An 18,078-nucleotide genomic window follows, 5' to 3' on the forward strand; every position below is an offset into this window, starting at 1 on the left:
GATGACGATGTTCGACACCGTTCTGGTCGCCAACCGGGGCGAGATCGCCGTCCGGGTGATCCGGACCCTGCGCCGGCTCGGCGTGCGCTCGGTCGCCGTCTTCAGCGACGCGGACGCGGGCGCCCGCCATGTCCGCGAGGCGGACACGGCCGTGCGCCTCGGACCGGCCCCGGCCGCCGAGAGCTATCTCTCCGTGGAGCGGCTGCTGGAGGCCGCCGCCCGCACCGGCGCCCAGGCCGTCCACCCGGGCTACGGCTTCCTCGCGGAGAACGCGGGCTTCGCCGAGGCGTGCGAGAAGGCCGGCCTGGTCTTCATCGGCCCGCCCGCCTCCGCGATCTCCCTGATGGGCGACAAGATCCGCGCCAAGGAGACCGTGCGGGCGGCCGGTGTGCCGGTCGTCCCCGGCTCCTCCGGCAGCGGGCTGAGCGACGCCCAACTGGCGCAGGCGGCCCGGGAGATCGGTATGCCGGTGCTGCTGAAGCCCTCGGCGGGCGGCGGTGGCAAGGGCATGCGCCTCACCCGCGTCGAGTCCGCCCTGATGGACGAGATCGCCGCGGCCCGGCGCGAGGCCCGGGCCTCCTTCGGCGACGACACCCTGCTGGTGGAGCGCTGGATCGACCGCCCCCGGCACATCGAGATCCAGGTCCTGGCCGACGGCCACGGGCATGTGGTCCACCTCGGCGAGCGCGAGTGCTCCCTCCAGCGCCGCCACCAGAAGATCATCGAGGAGGCCCCCTCCGTCCTGCTGGACGAGGCGACCCGCGCGGCGATGGGCGAGGCGGCCGTGCAGGCGGCCCGCTCCTGCGGCTACCGGGGCGCGGGCACGGTGGAGTTCATCGTCCCCGGCACCGACCCCTCCCAGTACTACTTCATGGAGATGAACACCCGTCTCCAGGTGGAGCACCCGGTCACCGAGCTGATCACCGGCCTGGACCTGGTGGAGTGGCAGCTCCGGGTCGCGGCGGGCGAGGAACTGCCGTTCGCCCAGGGGGACATCACGCTCACCGGCCATGCCGTGGAGGCCCGGATCTGCGCCGAGGACCCCTCCCGCGGCTTCCTCCCCTCCGGCGGCACGGTGCTGCGGCTGCGCGAACCGCAGGGCGACGGCGTGCGCACCGACTCGGGCCTCAGCGAGGGCTCGGAGGTCGGCAGCCTCTACGACCCGATGCTCTCCAAGGTCATCGCCTACGGCCCGGACCGGGCCACGGCGCTGCGCAAGCTGCGGGCCGCCCTCGCGGAGACGGTCACCCTCGGCGTGCCGACCAACGCGGGGTTCCTGCGCCGGCTGCTGGCGCACCCGGCGGTGGTCTCGGGCGAGATGGACACCGGGCTCGTCGAGCGCGAGGCGGAGTCCCTGATCCCCTCAAACGTGCCGGACGAGGTCTACGAGGCGGCGGCGGCCGTGCGGGCCGAGGCCCTGGCGCCGCAGCCGGGCCCGGGCGGCTGGACGGACCCGTTCTCGGTGCCGAACGGCTGGCGGATCGGCGGGCAGCCGGTGCCCCTCGCGTTCCCGCTGCGAGTAACGGGACTCGAACCCGTCACCCGTCCCGCGCCCGCCGCCGGGCACCGGGTCGATCGGGCGCGGGTGTCGGTCGTCCTCGACGGCGTCACCCACACCTTCCACCGGGCCGGGGACTGGCTCGGCCGGGACGGCGACTCCTGGCAGGTCAGGGACCACGACCCGGTGGAGGCGTCCCTCAGCGGCGCCGCGCACGCCGGGGCGGACACCCTGGCGGCGCCGATGCCCGGCACGGTCACGGTGGTCAAGGTCGCCGTGGGCGACCGGGTGGCGGCCGGTCAGAGCCTGCTGGTGGTGGAGGCGATGAAGATGGAGCACGTCATCTCCGCCCCGCACGCGGGCACGGTCACCGAGCTGGACGTCCAGCCGGGCACCACGGTGGCGATGGACCAGATCCTCGCCGTGGTCGCCCCCGACGAAGCCGACGCGACCGCCGCCGGTGCTACCGCAGGGGAGGGGCAGTGACGGAGCTGCCGGTGACCGGACTGCCGATGCCCTTCCCCGAGCCGGGACTGCCCGCGCGGGTCCGCATCCACGAGGTCGGCCCCCGGGACGGCCTGCAGAACGAGAAGGCGGTCGTCCCCACCGAGGTCAAGGCGGAGTTCGTCCGCCGGCTGGCCGGTGCCGGGCTGCGCACCGTGGAGACGACCAGCTTCGTGCACCCGAAGTGGGTGCCCCAGCTGGCCGACGCGGAGAAGCTGGTGCCGCTGCTCGACGGCATGGACGGTCTGGCGGGCGTCCGCCTGCCCGTCCTCGTCCCCAACGACCGCGGCCTGGACCGCGCGCTCGGGCTCGGGGTCCGCGAGGTCGCCGTGTTCGCCAGCGCCACCGAGTCCTTCGCCAAGGCCAACCTCAACCGCACGGTCGAGGAGTCCCTGGCGATGTTCCGGCCGGTCGTCATAAGGGCCGTCGAGCACGGGCTGCGGGTGCGCGGCTATGTGTCGATGTGCTTCGGCGACCCGTGGGAGGGCCCGGTTCCCGTCGAGCAGGTCGTCGCGGTCTGCCGCCGTCTGGTGGAGATGGGCTGCGACGAGCTGAGCCTCGGCGACACCATCGGGGTGGCCACCCCGGGCCATGTCGGCGCCCTGCTCACCGCCCTCACGGACGGCGGGGTGCCGGTCGGACGGCTCGCCGTCCACTTCCACGACACCTACGGGCAGGCCCTCGCCAACACCCTGGCCGCCCTCCGGCACGGCGTCGGCGTCGTCGACGCCTCGGCGGGCGGGCTGGGCGGCTGCCCCTACGCCAGGAGCGCCACCGGGAACCTCGCCACCGAGGACCTGGTGTGGATGCTCGACGGCCTCGGCATCGAGACCGGGGTCGATCTCGGCCGCCTCACCGCCACAAGCGCGTGGATGGCCGATCAACTGGGCCGTCCCAGCCCGTCCCGTACCGTCCGCGCCCTCTCCCACAAGGAGTGACCACCCGATGTCCCTGGACCACCGGCTCTCCGCCGAGCACGAGGAACTCCGCCGCACGGTGGAGGAGTTCGCCCACGATGTGATCGCGCCCAAGATCGGCGACTTCTACGAGCGCCATGAGTTCCCGTACGAGATCGTGCGGGAGATGGGCCGCATGGGCCTGTTCGGGCTGCCGTTCCCCGAGGAGTACGGGGGGATGGGCGGCGACTACCTGGCCCTCGGGATCGCCCTGGAGGAGCTGGCCCGGGTCGACTCCTCGGTGGCCATCACCCTGGAGGCGGGCGTCTCCCTCGGCGCGATGCCGGTGTACCGCTTCGGCACCGAGGAGCAGAAGCGGGAGTGGCTGCCGCGGCTCTGCTCGGGCGAGCTGCTGGGCGCGTTCGGGCTGACCGAGCCGGGCGCCGGCTCGGACGCGGGCGGCACCCGCACCACCGCCGTGCGCGACGGCGACGAGTGGGTGATCAACGGCTCCAAGTGCTTCATCACCAACTCCGGCACCGACATCACCGGCCTGGTCACCGTCACGGCGGTCACCGGCCGCACCCCCGAGGGGAAGCCGCTGATCTCCTCGATCATCGTGCCCTCCGGCACCCCCGGCTTCACGGTCGCCGCCCCCTACTCCAAGGTCGGCTGGAACGCCTCGGACACCCGCGAGCTGTCCTTCGACGACGTCCGTGTCCCGGTCGCCAACCTGCTGGGCGAGGAGGGCCGCGGGTACGCCCAGTTCCTGCGCATCCTGGACGAGGGCCGTATCGCGATCTCGGCGCTGGCGACCGGTCTGGCCCAGGGCTGTGTGGACGAGTCCGTGAAGTACGCGCGCGAGCGGCAGGCGTTCGGGCGGCCGATCGGCGAGAACCAGGCCATCCAGTTCAAGATCGCAGACATGGAGATGCGGGCGCACATGGCCCGCGTCGGCTGGCGGGACGCGGCCTCCCGGCTGGTCCTCGGCGAGCCCTTCAAGAAGGAGGCGGCCCTCGCCAAGCTGTACTCCTCGACGGTCGCGGTGGACAACGCCCGCGAGGCCACCCAGATCCACGGCGGCTACGGCTTCATGAACGAGTACCCGGTCGCCCGGATGTGGCGCGACTCCAAGATCCTGGAGATCGGCGAGGGCACCAGCGAGGTCCAGCGCATGCTGATCGCCCGTGAGCTGGGGCTCACGGGCTGACGGTCCACCCGGTCCCGGCCGGGCACCGGCCCACGGGCTGACGGTCCACCCGGTCCCGGCTCGGCCGGAACCGGCCCACGGGCCGGACCGGCGGGGCCAGCCCCCGCCCGGCCCGCCGGGCCCACGGCCGACCGATCGCGCCCCACCCGGAGCCGACCGGCCCCGCCGGGCTGACGGGCCGGCACCAGGCCCGTTCCGCGTTGGCGCGGCCCGCCCGGGGACGCCGGGCTCACTGGCCGACCGGCCCTGGCCGACCGGGGCCGGCGCCTCACTCGCGGACCGGCGGGGTCCAACCCCCGCCCGGGCACCGGGCCCGGGCCGCCGGGCCCACGGGCTGACGGGCCGACACCGGCCCACGGGCCGACCGGTCCCGGCCCCGCTCGGGGCGCCGGGTCCACGGGCTGACGGCCCCACCCGGCCCCGGCCGCCCGGGCCGGCCACCGCGTCCGCTTCCCGGTGGGGGAGATCACTCCCGTACGCCCCGCCCCACCCTTTGGCCAAGGATGAGGTTAGGCTAACCTACCTCCGAACCTGGCCAGCGTGGCCGAATCGGCACGTACGAAAGCGACTCCAACATGTCCAACGCCCGAGCATCCCACCTCACCCGCCGCGGCCTTCTCGCCGCCGGTGGCGCCCTCGGGCTCGGCGCCGCGCTCGCCGCCTGCGGCAGCGGCGACGACACCAAGAGCGGCGGCTCGGGCAAGGAGACGGGCAAGGCGTCCGGCCCCTGGTCGTTCAAGGACGACCGCGGCCAGACCGCCGAGCAGAAGTCCGCCCCGAAGAACATCGTCGCGTTCACCGGCACCGCCGCCGCGCTGTACGACTACGGCATCGAGGTCAAGGGCGTCTTCGGCCCGACCAAGACCGCCGACGGCAAGCCCGACGTCCAGGCCGGCGACATGGACATCAACAAGGTCGAGATCCTGGGCAACGTCTGGGGCGAGTTCAACGTCGAGAAGTACGCGGCGCTCTCCCCCGAGCTGCTGATCACCGACATGTGGCAGAAGGACGCCCTCTGGTACGTGCCGGACCAGTCCAAGGACAAGATCCTGAAGCTGGCCCCGAGCGTCGCCCTGTGGGCCGCCGAGACCACCATGCCGAAGGCGCTCGCCCGCCGTGCCGAGCTGGCCGAGTCCCTCGGCGCCGACCTCAAGGACAAGAAGGTCACCGACGCGAAGGCCCGCTTCGAGGCCGCCGCCGAGCGTCTGCGCCAGGCCGCGAAGTCCAAGCCCGACCTCAAGGTCCTCATCGGCTCCGGTTCGCAGGACCTCTTCTACGTCTCCGTGCCGAAGATGAGCGCCGACACGCTCTACTTCCAGGAGCTGGGCGTGAAGTTCGTCGAGCCCAAGCCCAACGCGCAGGGCTTCTTCGAGGAGCTGTCCTGGGAGAACGCCGACAAGTACGAGGCCGACATCATCATCCTGGACAACCGGACCGGCACCCTCCAGGACGCCGACCTGAAGAAGGCCAAGCCCACCTGGGCGAAGCTCCCCGCCGTCAAGGCCGGCCAGGTCTTCCCGCGCGTCACCGAGCCGATCTACTCGTACGCCAAGTGCGCCCCGCTCCTGGAGGAGCTGGCCAAGGCGATCGAGAACTCCAAGAAGGTCTCCTGACCCCGCCGCGCCGGCCGGTCCCGCCCGTGCGGACCGGCCGGCGCGGAGACCGCGCCCCCCACCCGGACGACCGCCGAGGTTTCCCGACACCATGTCGACACAGGCCGAGACCGCCCCGTTCCGCTTCTTCGATCTCACGGTCGACCGGACGAGGCGGCTCGGCCCGTCGCTCGTGCGGGTCACCTTCACCGGCGAGGAGTTGAAGGACTTCGCGGCCGGCGGCCGTGACCAGTCCCTCTCCCTCTTCCTGCCGCACCCCGGCCAGCGGGCCCCGGTCGTCCCGCGCGAGGCGGGGGACATGTACGCGGTCCTCGGCGCCTGGCGCGCGCTCCCCCACGAGGAGCGCGCGGTGATGCGCTCGTACACCCTGCGGGAGCAGCGGGCCGAGGACGGGGAGGTCGACATCGACTTCGCCGTGCACGAGGACGGCGGCCCCGCCTGCCGCTGGGCCCTCGCCACCCGGGCCGGGGACCGGGTCACCGTGCTGGGCCCGGCCGTCGCCGACAACACGGCGGTGCGCTGCCGTCCCCCGGAGGGCACCGAGTGGGTGCTGATCTGGGGCGACGAGACGGCCCTCCCGGCGGTCGCCGCGATCCTCGAATGGCTTCCGGCGGGCCTGCCCGCCAGGGTCTGGCTGGAGGTCCCGCACGCGGGCGACCGGCTGGAACTCACCACGGCGGCCGACGCGGAGGTCACCTGGCTGGTCCGCGACGAGGGCTCCCCCTCCGCGGTCGAGGCCGTGTCCGCCGCCGAACTGCCCGAGGGCGTGCCGTACGCGTGGATCGCGGGCGAGTCCGGGAGCGTGAAGGCGCTCCGGCGGCACCTGGTGAACGAGCGCGGCATCGACCGCAGGCGGGTCACCTTCGTCGGCTACTGGAAGCGCGGCCTGAGCGAGGACGGCCTGCGCGAGACGCCCGACACGGACTGAGCGCGCGGCGCCTCCGCGCCCACGGCGCCTGTTGCACCCCTGAATCCCGCGCAGTGTGAACAACCCCACAGCGCGAGAACGATCAGAGGCGCGAAGCACTACGCAACCAAGGTTAGGCTTACCTAAGTCGAATGGCTCGTTCCTCTTCCCCACGCCTGCCCGGAGGAACGGAACCGTCCCCTCACCCCCGGAAGGGCACTGCATGCGCACGCACCTGCTCAATGACACGACGGCGGAGCACTACCGTCGCTCCGTGACCGAGGGCGTCGAGCGGGTGGCGGCCAAACTCGCCTCGACCCAGCGGCCGTTCACCGGAGTCACCCCCGACGAACTCGCCCCCGTCGTGGCGGCGGTCGACCTCGACAAGCCGCTCGGCGACACCGCCGCCGCACTCGACGAGCTGGAGGACGTCTACCTCCGCGACGCCGTCTACTTCCACTCCCCCCGCTACCTCGCCCACCTCAACTGCCCGGTCGTCATCCCGGCCGTGCTCGGCGAGGCCGTGCTCTCCGCCGTCAACTCCTCCCTGGACACCTGGGACCAGAGCGCGGGCGGCACCCTGATCGAGCGCAAGCTCATCGACTGGACCTGCTCCCGCATCGGCCTCGGCCCCGCCGCCGACGGCGTGTTCACCTCCGGCGGCACCCAGTCCAACCTCCAGGCGCTGCTGCTCGCGCGCCAGGAGGCCAAGACGGACGACCTGTCGAAGCTGCGCATCTTCACCTCCGAGTGCAGCCACTTCAGTGTCCAGAAGTCCGCCACCCTGCTCGGCCTCCCTGCCGACGCCGTGGTCTCGATCCCCACCGACCGCACCAAGCGCATGCAGACGGTCGCCCTGGAGACCGAACTCATGGGCTGCGTCAGCGAGGGTCTGGTCCCCATGGCGATCGTCGCGACCGCCGGCACCACCGACTTCGGCTCCATCGACCCGATGACCGAGATCGCCGCCCTCGCCCGCGACTACGGCGCCTGGATGCACGTGGACGCGGCCTACGGCTGCGGACTGCTCGCCTCCCCGACCCGCCGGCACCTGCTGAACGGCATCGAGCAGGCCGACTCGGTCACCGTCGACTACCACAAGTCCTTCTTCCAGCCGGTGAGTTCCTCTGCCTTCCTGGTCCGCGACCGGTCCACCCTGCGGCACGCCACCTACCACGCGGAGTACCTCAACCCGCGCCGCACGCTGGAGGAGCGCATCCCCAACCAGGTCGACAAGTCCCTCCAGACCACCCGCCGTTTCGACGCCCTCAAGCTGTGGATGACCCTGCGGGTGATGGGCGCCGACGGCATCGGGCAGCTCTTCGACGAGGTCTGCGACCTGGCCTCGGAGGGCTGGGAGCTGCTGGCCGCCGACCCGCGCTACGACGTGGTCGTCCAGCCCCAGCTCTCCACCCTGGTCTACCGCTACATCCCGGAGTCCGTCACCAGCCCCACCCTGATCGACCAGGCCAACCTGCACGCCCGCAAGGCGCTGTTCGCCTCCGGTGAGGCGGTCGTCGCGGGCACCAAGGTCAACGGCCGCCAGTACCTGAAGTTCACCCTGCTCAACCCCGAGACGACGGCGGCCGACATCGCCGCCGTCCTCGACCTGATAGCCGGCCACGCCGAGCAGTTCCTTGGAGAGAACCTTGTCCACGCTTCCTGACACCCGGCAGCCGCACGCCGAGCGCCCCCGCGCGACGTACGACGTCATCGGGATCGGACTCGGTCCCTTCAACCTCGGCCTCGCCTGCCTCACCGAGCCGATCGGCGAACTCGACTCCCTCTTCCTGGAGTCCAAGCCGGACTTCGAGTGGCACTCGGGGATGTTCCTGGACGGCGCCCACCTCCAGACGCCCTTCATGTCGGACCTGGTCACCCTCGCGGACCCGACCTCGCCGTACTCCTTCCTGAACTACCTGAAGGAGAAGGGCCGGCTGTACTCGTTCTACATCCGCGAGAACTTCTACCCGCTGCGCGTCGAGTACAACGACTACTGCCGCTGGGCCGCCGCCAAGCTGGGCAACGTCCGCTTCTCCACCACCGTCACCGCCGTCGAGTACGACACCGCCGGCGAGGTCTACGTGGTGCGCACCGAGAGCGGCGAGACGTACACCGCCCGCCGGATCGTGCTGGGCACCGGCACCCCGCCGTACCTGCCCGAGTCCTGCCAGGGCGTGGGCGGCGACCTGCTGCACAACTCCCGGTACATGGAGCACCGGGAAGCCCTCCAGAAGAAGCGTTCCATCACCGTCGTCGGCAGCGGTCAGAGCGCGGCGGAGATCTACTACGACCTGCTCGCCGAGATCGACGTGCACGGCTACCGGCTCAACTGGGTCACCCGCTCCCCGCGGTTCTTCCCGCTGGAGTACACCAAGCTGACCCTGGAGATGACCTCCCCGGAGTACATCGACTACTTCCACGCGCTGCCGGAGGAGACCCGCTACAGACTGGAGTCCCAGCAGAAGGGCCTCTTCAAGGGCATCGACTCCGAGCTGGTCGACGCGATCTTCGACCTGCTGTACCAGAAGAACGTCTCCGGCCCGGTCCCCACCCGGCTGCTCACCAACTCCTCGCTGGAGTCGGTCGGTTACGAGAACGGCACCTACACCCTCGGACTGCGCCAGCAGGAGCAGGGCAAGGACTACACCCTGGAGACCGAGGGCCTGGTGCTGGCCACCGGCTACAAGTACGTCACCCCCGAGTTCCTGAAGCCGGTCGCGGACCGCATCCGGCTCGACGGGCAGGGCCGCTTCGACGTGGCGCGCAACTACACGATCGACACCGCCGGCCGGGAGATCTTCCTCCAGAACGCGGGCGTGCACACCCACTCGATCACCTCGCCCGACCTGGGCATGGGCGCCTACCGCAACGCGTACATCATCCGCGAGCTGCTCGGCAGCGAGTACTACCCCGTCGAGAAGAGCATCGCGTTCCAGGAGTTCTCCGTATGAGCACCGCCGAGACCAGCACCCCCGACAGCACCGGCGTCGGCAGCCTGACCTTCCGCCCGCTCGACCCGCTCGCGGACGCCGGTCTGCTGCACGGCTGGGTGACGCACCCCAAGGCCGCGTACTGGATGATGCAGGACGCCCGGCTGGAGGACGTCGAGCGCGAGTACATGCGCATCGCCGCGCACGAGCACCACCACGCCTTCATCGGCCTGCACAACGGCGAGCCCGCCTTCCTGATGGAGAGCTACGACCCCCGGTACGTCGAGCTGGTCGGCCTCTACGAGCCCGAGCCGGGCGACGTCGGCATGCACTTCCTCGTCGCGCCGACCGACACCCCGGTGCACGGCTTCACCCGCGCGGTGATCACCGCCGTGATGCGGGAGCTGTTCGCCGACCCGGCGGCCCGGCGGGTCGTCGTGGAGCCGGACGTGAGCAACACCGCCGTGCACCGGCTGAACGAGGCCGTCGGATTCGAGGCCGTGGAGAAGATCGTCAAGCCGGAGAAGGAAGCGCTGCTGAGCTTCTGCACCCGGGAGCAGTTCGAGAAGGCCACCGGAACCACCACGGGAGCCGCCGCGTGAACCCCACCGCCCAGAACCCCGTCACACTGAACCCCGTCGCCCACCTCACCCCCGAGCGCTGGGCCCACGCCAACCGGCTGCTGATCCGCAAGGGCCTCGCCGAGTTCGCCCACGAGCGGCTGCTCACCCCCGAGCCGGACACCGCCGCCGAGGGCACCGGCGAGGGCACCGGCACCGGCTGGCGGGTCACCGGCGACGACGGCTCGACCGTCTACCGCTTCCGCGCCGAGCGCTACGCCCTGGACCACTGGCAGGTGGCGGCCGACTCCATCACCCGCCACCGCGGCTCCGAGGAACTCCCGCTGGACGCCCTCCAGTTCGTAATCGAACTGCGCGGCTCCCTCGGGCTGAGCGACGCGATCCTGCCGGTCTACCTGGAGGAGATCTCCTCCACCCTCTCCGGCACCGCGTTCAAGTCCACCAAGCCCCGGCTCTCCGCCGCCGAGCTGGCGAAGGCGGACTTCCAGGCGATCGAGACCGGGATGACCGAGGGCCACCCCTGCTTCGTCGCCAACAACGGCCGGCTCGGCTTCGGCATCGACGAGTACCACGCCTACGCGCCCGAGGCGGCCGCCCCGATCCACCTGGTGTGGCTCGCCGCCCGCCGCGACCGGGCCGCCTTCACGGCCGGCGCGGGCATCGACTACGAGACCTTCGTCCGCGCCGAGCTGGGCGACGAGGCCGTGGACGGCTTCGCCAAGACCCTGGCCGACCAGGGCCTCGACTTCGCCGACTACCTGCTGATGCCGGTCCACCCCTGGCAGTGGTGGAACAAGCTGTCCGTCACCTTCGCGGCCGAGATCGCCCGGCAGCGGCTGGTCTACCTGGGCACCGGCGAGGACGCCTACCTGGCCCAGCAGTCGATCCGCACCTTCTTCAACACCAGCGACCCGGCCAAGCACTATGTGAAGACCGCCATGTCGGTCCTCAACATGGGCTTCATGCGCGGACTGTCGGCCGCCTATATGGAGGCCACCCCCGCCATCAACGACTGGCTGGCCAACCTGATCGCGAGCGACGGGGTGCTCACCGCGGCCCGCTTCTCGATCATCCGCGAGCGGGCGGCGGTCGGCTACCGGCACCTGGAGTACGAGGCCGCCACCGACCGCTACTCGCCCTACCGGAAGATGCTCGCCGCCCTGTGGCGGGAGAGCCCGGTGCCGACGCTGGAGGACGGGCAGCGCCTGGCCACCATGGCCTCCCTGCTGCACACCGACGACGAGGGGGCCTCCTTCGCGGCCGCCCTGATCGCCGAGTCCGCCCTGACGCCCGAGGTCTGGCTGCGCCGCTATCTGGACGCGTACCTGCTCCCGGTGCTGCACACCTTCTACGCGTACGACCTGGTGTTCATGCCGCACGGCGAGAACGTCATCCTGGTCCTCGGCCCGGACGGCGCGGTCGAGCGCGCGATCTTCAAGGACATCGCCGAGGAGATCGCGGTCATGGACCCCGACGCGGTGCTGCCGCCCACGGTGGAGCGCATCCGGGTGGACGTGCCGGACGACCAGAAGATCCTCTCGGTCTTCACGGACGTCTTCGACTGCTTCCTGCGCTTCCTCGGCGCGAGCCTCGCCTCGGAGGGCGTCCTCGATGAGGACGCGTTCTGGCGGACGGTCGCCGAGTGCGTGCGCGGCTACCAGGAGTCGATGCCGCAGCTCGCGGACAAGTTCGCGCAGTACGACATGTTCGCCGAGGAGTTCACGCTCTCCTGCCTGAACCGCCTCCAGCTGCGCAACAACCAGCAGATGGTGGACCTGTCCGACCCGTCCGCCGCGCTCCAGTTCGTGGGCACGCTCACCAACCCGATCGCGCGGTTCGCCGCCTGACCGGGGCCTCCCGACTGCCGGGGCCCGGTGGGACACGGTCCCTCCCACCGGGCCCCGGTGCTTTCCTACACCGGTGCATCCAACGGCCGGTGCTTCCTTACAGCCGGTGCATCCTTACGGCCGCTCAGCCGGCCGGCGCCGGCCACGGCACCTGGGGCGAGCGGTGGAAGCCGATGCCCAGCGCCTCCATCCGGGGCCCCTGCGCCGCGAGCCGGGCCCGGTAGTCCGCCCAGTCGTGCGTGGCCGCCGGGGACCAGCCCAGCTCCGCCACCCCGGGCAGCCGCGGGAACGCCATCGTGTCGATGTGCGCGTTCGTCGAGATGGTCTCCGTCCACAGGGGCGCCTCGACCCCCGCGACCGCGCTCTCGGGCACCCCCGGCAGATAGGAGCCCGGGTCCCAGTCGTAGGAGCGCTGGACCTCGATGTACCCCGCCCAGGTCAGCCCCAGCTCGGTGTTCTTGTCGTACTTCATGTCCAGATAGACCCGGTCCGCCGGGGAGAGCACGATCCGGGAGCCGTTCCGGGCCGCCGCGGCCACCTTCTCCTTCTCCGCGGCGGGCGTCCGGTCCAGACCCCAGTACTGGACGACCGACCCGCGCGCCGGGTTCGCCCCGGCGAGCTGGTGCCAGCCCATCACGGTCTTGCCGTACTTCGCGACGGTCTTCTGCGCCCGGGCCATGAAGGCGACGAAGTCCTCGTCGCTGGTGGAGTGGGCCTCGTCGCCGCCGATGTGGAGGTACCGGCCGGGGGTGAGCGCAGCGATCTCGCGGATCACGTCGTCCACGAAGTCGTAGGTGGTCTCCTTGCCCACGCACAGCGAGCTGAAGCCGACCTCGATGCCCGTGTAGAGGGGCGGGGCGACGCCGTCGCAGTTCAGCTCCGCGTAGGAGGCGAGGGCCGCGTTGGTGTGGCCGGGCATGTCGATCTCCGGCACGACCTCGATATGGCGGGCGGCCGCGTACCGGACCAGTTCGCGGTACTGGGCCTTGGTCCAGTAGCCGCCCGGTCCGCCGCCGACCTGGGTGGAGCCGCCGTAGGTCGCGAGGCGGGGCCAGGAGTCGATCGCGATGCGCCAGCCCTGGTCGTCGGAGAGGTGCAGATGCAGGGTGTTGATCTTGTAGAGGGCGAGATGGTCGATGTACCGCTCGACCTGGCCGGTGGTGAGGAAGTGCCGGGCGATGTCGAGCATCGCGCCCCGGTAGGCGAAGCGCGGGGTGTCGGTGACGGTGCCGCCGGCCACCCGCCAGGGACCGGGCTGGCGGGTGTCCCGCTCCACCCGGGCGGGCAGTTGCTGGCGCAGGGTCTGGGCGCCGAAGTGGAGTCCGGCGGCCGTGCGGGCGGTCACGGTGAGCCCGCGCGGCGAGGAGGTGAGCCGGTAACCCTCGGCGCCGAGGGCCCGTTCGCGCGGGTCCAGGCGGAGCTGGACGGCGCCGGGCGAGGGGCGTTCGGTCAGGGGCAGCGGATAGCCGGTGGAGGGCCGCAGGACGGCGGCGAGCTGTTCGGCCACGGTCCGGGCGGCCCGGGAGCCGTCGGTGCGGATCCGGGTCCGCTCGGTCAGCGCGAAGGGCGCGCCGCCGGGCTCGACGGAGGCGGGGACGGGGACGATCGCGCCCAGCGGGCGGACCACGGGTTCGGCGGCGGCCACGGGCCCGCCGGGCGCGGGGGCGGCGACGGACGGGGTGGCACCGGAGGCCGCCGCTGCCGCGGTGACCAGCAGCAGCGAACCGAGCAGACGCGAGAGACGGGGGCCGCGGGGGCGGCGGATGACCGGTCGGGGCTGACTCACAGGGGGTCCCTTCGACGGGGGCTGTGCGCAGTGCTTCCGGACGGGATGACGTCGGCGCGGGACGCGCTTCGGGCGCGCCCGGCCCGCTTCATGCGTATCGCGCGCCCCAACCGCGGTCAAGGTGTAGACCACTTGTGCGCGGTCCGGGCCCGGTCCGCGCCGCCCGGCCCGCACCTCCCGGCCCCGGCCCGCGCCCCGCCCGGGATGGGAGAATCCCCGGCGTGGCAGAAATCATCCAGAAAGACGGGACCTGGACCTTCGACGGCGACACGATCCGCATCGTGCCCGGCAGCGACAAGAGCGTGAGCAGGCTCCGCCGCGCGGTCGGCGAGATCGGCGTCCCCCTGCGGGCCGTGGCCGGCGTCTCCTTCGAGCCGGGCCGGAAGGCGGGACGCCTGCGGCTGCGGCTGCGCGACGGGGCGGACCCCCTCCTCCAGATCACCGGCGGCACCCTGGACGACGGCTCCGACCCGTACCGGCTGAGCGTAGAGAAGGACCGCTCGGGGGTGGGCGAGTACTTCGTGGACGAGGTGCGCAACGCCCTGCTCCTCGACCAGGTCGCGCAGGGGCCCGTCGACTCCTATCTGCTGCCGGGACCGGGGGTGCCGATCACGGTGTCGGCGGGTGACGGGACGGTCTCCTTCGACGGCGAGCGCATCCGGCTGGAGTGGAAGTGGCAGGCCGAGGAGGCCAAGCGCTCGGGCGGGGCGCGCACCCTGCTGCTCAAGGACGTGACCCGGGTGGAGTGGCTGCCGTCGGCGGGCCTGGAGAACGGCTGCCTGCGCTTCTCCGACGCCTCGACGCCGCCGAGCCGGCCGGAGCCCAAGTACGACCCGTACGCCGTGGAGCTGTGGGGCTTCCGCAACGACCCCCTGATGGCGCTGGTCGCGGCGGCCGTGGTGGCGCGGATGCCGCACCCCCGGGCCGCCGGGGACGACGCCGCCCCGCCGAAGACCCTGGCCCCCGCCTCCGTCCCCGCTCCGGCGCCCGCGCCCGCCGCGCTTCCCGAGGCGCCCGCCGCCGGGGACGACCACGACGCGCTGCTGCGCCGGCTGCGGGAACTGGGCGAGCTGCACGCGGCCGGAATACTCACCGAGGAGGAGTTCACGGCGGCCAAGCAGGCCGTGATCCGCAGAATGTGACCCCTTCCTGCCCGAAATCGGGCAGGATTCTTGCGAAACCCCTCCCTCGCCCCTCACTATCTACGGGTGCTCGAACACCGCCCGGCGTCCCACGACGACCTCGTCGACCATCTCGTCCGCAGTACCGCGCTCCCGCGCGGCGAGGCGGCCCGGGTGGTGCTGGACGTGCTGGCGTACTTCGACGAGACGACCGAGGAGTTCGTCCGCCGCCGCCATCGCGAACTGCAGTCGGGCGGCGCGGTGAACGCCGAGATCTTCGAACGGATCGCGGCCGAGCTGCCGCACCGGGCCGTGGCGCCGCCGGAGCTCTCGCTCCGCCAGCTGCGCCGCATCGTCTACGGCTGACCGGAACCCGGCGCCGGGCACCCGGCCCGCCGGCCGTACCGGCCCGGGCCACGAGCACACACCGAACCACGGAGGGGTTAAGACGTATGTGCGGAATCGTCGGTTACATCGGCAGGCGTGATGTGGCTCCGCTGCTGCTGGAGGGGCTGCAGCGGCTGGAGTACCGGGGCTACGACTCGGCGGGCGTGGTGATCAACAGCCCGAAGGCGGCCGCCCTGAAGACGGTCAAGGCCAAGGGCCGCGTCCGCGACCTGGAGGCCCGCGTCCCCAAGCGCTTCGCCGGCACCACCGGTATCGCGCACACCCGCTGGGCCACCCACGGCGCCCCGAGCGACGAGAACGCGCACCCGCACCTCTCCCACGACAACCAGGTCGCCGTCGTCCACAACGGCATCATCGACAACGCCTCCGAGCTGCGCGCCAAGCTGGAGGCCGACGGCGTCGTCTTCGCCTCGGAGACCGACACCGAGGTCCTCACCCACCTCATCGCGCGCTCCGTGGCCGAGACCCTGGAGGAGAAGGTCCGCGAGGCGCTGCGCCTGGTCGAGGGCACCTACGGCATCGCCGTGATGCACGCCGGCTTCGCCGACCGCATCGTGGTGGCCCGCAACGGCTCCCCGGTCGTCCTCGGCATCGGCGACAAGGAGATGTTCGTCGCCTCCGACGTCGCGGCCCTGATCGCGCACACCCGCCAGGTCGTCACCCTCGACGACGGCGAGATGGCCACCCTCAAGGCGGACGACTTCCGCACCTGCACCACCGAGGGCTCGACCACCACGGCGACGCCCACCACGGTGGAGTGGGAGGCCGAGTCGTACGACATGGGCGGCCACGACACGTACATGCACAAGGAGATCAGCGAGCAGCCGGACGCGGTGGACCGCGTGCTGCGCGGCCGGATCGACGACCGGTTCAGCACCGTCCACCTCGGCGGGCTGAACCTGGACGCCCGCGAGGCCCGCGGCATCCGCCGGGTGAAGATCCTCGGCTGCGGCACCTCGTACCACGCGGGTCTGATCGGCGCCGGGCTCATCGAGTCCCTGGCCCGGATCCCCGCGGACGCCGAGCCCGCCTCCGAGTTCCGCTACCGCAACCCGGTCGTGGACCCCGACACCCTGTACATCGCGGTCTCCCAGTCCGGCGAGACCTATGACGTCCTCGCCGCCGTGCAGGAGCTGAAGCGCAAGGGCGGCCGGGTCCTCGGCGTCGTGAACGTGGTCGGCTCGGCGATCGCCCGGGAGGCGGACGGCGGCACCTATGTGCACGCGGGCCCCGAGGTCTGCGTCGTCTCCACCAAGTGCTTCACCAACACCGTGGTCGCCTTCGCGCTGATCGCCCTGCACCTCGGGCGCATCCGGGACCTGTCGGTGGCGGACGGCAAGCGGATCATCGACGGTCTGCGCCGACTGCCCGGCCAGATCAGCGAGATCCTGGAGACCGAGGACGAGATCAAGAAGCTGGCCGCCCAGTACGCGGACGCCAAGTCGATGATGTTCATCGGCCGGGTGCGCGGCTACCCGGTGGCGCTGGAGGCGTCCCTGAAGCTCAAGGAGATCTCCTACATCCACGCGGAGGCGTACCCGGCCTCCGAGCTGAAGCACGGCCCGCTCGCGCTGATCGAGCCCGCGCTGCCGACCGTCGCGATCGTGCCGGACGACGAGCTGCTGGAGAAGAACCGGGCGGCCCTGGAGGAGATCAAGGCCCGCTCCGGCCGGATCCTGGCGGTCGCCCACCGCGAGCAGGAGAAGGCCGACCACACCATCGTGGTGCCGAAGAACGAGGACGAGCTGGACCCGATCCTCATGGGCATCCCGCTCCAACTCCTCGCCTACCACACCGCGTTGTCCCTCGGCCGGGACATCGACAAGCCCCGGAACCTGGCCAAGTCCGTGACGGTGGAGTAGCGGACGCCCGCCCACCGCGCGAGAACGCCCCGTGCCACGGCCTTCCGCGCGAAGGCCCCGCGTGCGAGACGCGCGAGAACGCCCCCTGCGCGTGCCACCGTGCACGCAGGGGGCGTTCCCTCTTTCCCCGGCCGGCCCGGCGCCACCCGGACACCGGCCCCGAGGCTGCCTCAGCCGGTGGCCGTCACTCCCCGGCCGGCAGCACGCCCGCTGAACGTGGGCCACTTGGCGAGCGACGCCGTCGCCCCGTACCAGGCGGCTAGACCGGCGACCGCCGCGACCCAGCCGCCCGCCTTGGCGAGCCCGCCGCTGTCCGCGAAGGCGGCGATGCCGCCCAGCAGCAGCGAGACCGTCAGCAGCCCGTACACGCCCTGGGCCAGCAGTCCGTCACCCGCCGCCGCGGCCGTCAGGCTCAGCGCCAGCAGCGCCCAGAGCAGCAGGAACAGGCCCGCCGCCTCGGCCGAGGCGCCGCCGCCGACACCGGTGCCCCAGGTGAACCAGAAGGCGCCGAGACCGGCGAACGCGGTGCCCGAGCCGCCGTCGCCCGCGTGGAACGCGAACAGTCCGAGGACGAACAGCGCGACGCCGCCCACCCAGGTGGCGAGGGCGGCGGCATCGGCCGCGCCCACGTTGTCGATCAGGCCGGTGCCGCCGGCACCGAACGCCAGCAGTGTCAGCCCGAGTACGAGAGTGCCGAGAGTAGAGGTGGAACCAGCGCTTCCCGCAGAGACGTCGTTGTCCACGGCGGGCTCCCTTCCTGTCCTGTGCAGTTGTTCTGCGCCCTGTGTGCCGGATGCCCCGGCCGAAACCCATCGGCTGATATGCACCCTTCACAAGCACACAATCCACCTGTTACGGATGGGTAGGTTTCCGTATCTCCGGTGCACGGAGGGGGAGTTGATGCGGCAGCGG

At 72.0% G+C, this 18,078-nt stretch carries 14 protein-coding genes; 12 read left to right on the forward strand and 2 right to left on the reverse strand.

The genetic code is table 11. The annotated features are described in order from the left end of the window. The first annotated feature begins 7 nt into the window (after window positions 1-7). From ABZ457_RS20180 to ABZ457_RS20220, 9 genes are all read left to right on the forward strand, one after another. Window positions 8-1,984 carry an acetyl/propionyl/methylcrotonyl-CoA carboxylase subunit alpha gene (locus tag ABZ457_RS20180; protein ID WP_359159089.1) on the forward strand — a complete coding sequence of 659 codons (1,977 nt, stop codon included), beginning with the start codon at window positions 8-10 and terminating at the stop codon, window positions 1,982-1,984. 26 nt (window positions 1,985-2,010) lie between these two features. Next, window positions 2,011-2,940 (forward strand): hydroxymethylglutaryl-CoA lyase, encoded by a 930-nt coding sequence (locus ABZ457_RS20185; protein ID WP_359159091.1) that lies wholly within the window; start codon window positions 2,011-2,013, stop codon window positions 2,938-2,940. 7 nt (window positions 2,941-2,947) lie between these two features. Next, a complete protein-coding gene (locus ABZ457_RS20190) occupies window positions 2,948-4,108 on the forward strand; it encodes an acyl-CoA dehydrogenase family protein (RefSeq protein WP_359159021.1) in 1,161 nt (386 codons plus the stop codon). A gap of 575 nt (window positions 4,109-4,683) precedes the next feature. Then, window positions 4,684-5,721, forward strand: a complete 1,038-nt coding sequence (locus ABZ457_RS20195; RefSeq protein ID WP_359159023.1) for an ABC transporter substrate-binding protein — start codon at window positions 4,684-4,686, stop codon at window positions 5,719-5,721. A 91-nt stretch (window positions 5,722-5,812) separates the two neighbouring features. After that, window positions 5,813-6,649, forward strand: a complete 837-nt coding sequence (locus ABZ457_RS20200) for a siderophore-interacting protein (RefSeq protein ID WP_359159025.1) — start codon at window positions 5,813-5,815, stop codon at window positions 6,647-6,649. A 202-nt stretch (window positions 6,650-6,851) separates the two neighbouring features. Beyond that, complete coding sequence (locus ABZ457_RS20205; protein ID WP_359159027.1) at window positions 6,852-8,294, forward strand: aspartate aminotransferase family protein; 1,443 nt, start codon at window positions 6,852-6,854, stop codon at window positions 8,292-8,294. After that, the gene (locus tag ABZ457_RS20210; RefSeq protein ID WP_359159029.1) at window positions 8,278-9,582 is read left to right on the forward strand and encodes a lysine N(6)-hydroxylase/L-ornithine N(5)-oxygenase family protein; all 1,305 of its coding nucleotides are present in this window, start codon (window positions 8,278-8,280) and stop codon (window positions 9,580-9,582) included. Before ABZ457_RS20205 ends, ABZ457_RS20210 begins: the two co-directional genes overlap by 17 nt. Further along, on the forward strand, window positions 9,579-10,163 hold the full coding sequence (locus ABZ457_RS20215; protein ID WP_359159031.1) for a GNAT family N-acetyltransferase: 585 nt from the start codon (window positions 9,579-9,581) through the stop codon (window positions 10,161-10,163). The genes ABZ457_RS20210 and ABZ457_RS20215 overlap by 4 nt, the downstream gene beginning before the upstream one ends. Further along, window positions 10,160-11,989, forward strand: a complete 1,830-nt coding sequence (locus tag ABZ457_RS20220) for an IucA/IucC family siderophore biosynthesis protein (RefSeq protein WP_359159033.1) — start codon at window positions 10,160-10,162, stop codon at window positions 11,987-11,989. Before ABZ457_RS20215 ends, ABZ457_RS20220 begins: the two co-directional genes overlap by 4 nt. Window positions 11,990-12,113: 124 nt before the next feature. On the opposite strand, the gene ABZ457_RS20225 is transcribed toward ABZ457_RS20220, so the two are convergent. After that, window positions 12,114-13,775, reverse strand: a complete 1,662-nt coding sequence (locus ABZ457_RS20225; protein WP_359159035.1) for a beta-N-acetylhexosaminidase — start codon at window positions 13,773-13,775, stop codon at window positions 12,114-12,116. 221 nt (window positions 13,776-13,996) lie between these two features. Between ABZ457_RS20225 and ABZ457_RS20230 the strand changes: the two genes are divergently transcribed. From ABZ457_RS20230 to glmS, 3 genes are all read left to right on the forward strand, one after another. Then, window positions 13,997-14,917: a DUF4429 domain-containing protein gene (locus ABZ457_RS20230; RefSeq protein WP_359159037.1), complete on the forward strand. Its 921-nt coding sequence runs from the start codon at window positions 13,997-13,999 to the stop codon at window positions 14,915-14,917. Between the two features lie 66 nt (window positions 14,918-14,983). Further along, the gene (locus ABZ457_RS20235; RefSeq protein WP_018846439.1) at window positions 14,984-15,262 is read left to right on the forward strand and encodes a hypothetical protein; all 279 of its coding nucleotides are present in this window, start codon (window positions 14,984-14,986) and stop codon (window positions 15,260-15,262) included. A gap of 86 nt (window positions 15,263-15,348) precedes the next feature. Beyond that, window positions 15,349-17,166: a glutamine--fructose-6-phosphate transaminase (isomerizing) gene (gene glmS, locus ABZ457_RS20240; protein WP_359159039.1), complete on the forward strand. Its 1,818-nt coding sequence runs from the start codon at window positions 15,349-15,351 to the stop codon at window positions 17,164-17,166. 170 nt (window positions 17,167-17,336) lie between these two features. Here glmS and ABZ457_RS20245 read toward each other — a convergent pair whose 3' ends face one another. Then, window positions 17,337-17,909: a GPR1/FUN34/YaaH family transporter gene (locus tag ABZ457_RS20245; RefSeq protein WP_359159041.1), complete on the reverse strand. Its 573-nt coding sequence runs from the start codon at window positions 17,907-17,909 to the stop codon at window positions 17,337-17,339. Window positions 17,910-18,078: the final 169 nt, after the last annotated feature.

It is taken from the genome of Streptomyces sp. NPDC005805 (genome assembly GCF_040630445.1).
Taxonomy (GTDB): Bacteria; Actinomycetota; Actinomycetes; order Streptomycetales; family Streptomycetaceae; genus Streptomyces.